The following is a 570-nucleotide window of genomic DNA, read 5'->3' on the forward strand; positions in this document are numbered from 1 at the left end:
CAAAGCGGGATGCCAAGTTGCATCGCCTGCAAGCCATCATTGAGCGTAAATGTCAGCAGCCTCTGAACCCGGGCAATAAAAAGGTGATTATTTTCACCGCCTTTGCGGATACCGCCCAATACCTGTATCAGCACATTGCGCCGTGGGTCAGCCAGCAGCTCGGGCTGCATACGGCACTGGTCACCGGAGCAGGCAGCAACAAAAGCACGCTCGCTGGCGTCAGCAGTGACCTGAACAACCTGTTAACGGCCTTCTCACCCGTCTCCAAAGAACGAAGCAAAGTGAATGATAGCCCCGGCGATGAGATTGATATTCTGATCGCCACCGACTGCATCTCCGAAGGTCAGAACCTGCAGGATTGCGACTTCCTGATCAACTACGACATTCACTGGAACCCGGTCCGCATTATTCAGCGATTTGGCCGGGTAGACCGTCTCGGCTCGAAAAACAGCACGATTCAGCTGGTTAACTTCTGGCCCAATATGGAGCTGGACGAATACATCAATCTGGAAGCCCGGGTCAGTGGTCGTATGGTGCTGCTGGATATATCCGCCACCGGTGAAGAAAACG

At 53.9% G+C, this 570-nt stretch carries 1 protein-coding gene; it reads left to right on the forward strand.

Translation table 11 applies throughout. The features are described from left to right. Positions 1 to 570: C-terminal helicase domain-containing protein (locus AK963_RS30425; protein WP_139117839.1), on the forward strand; the 570-nt coding region annotated here is incomplete at both ends.

Origin of the sequence: Endozoicomonas atrinae (assembly GCF_001647025.1) — a bacterium.
Classification (GTDB): Bacteria; Pseudomonadota; Gammaproteobacteria; order Pseudomonadales; family Endozoicomonadaceae; genus Endozoicomonas; species Endozoicomonas atrinae.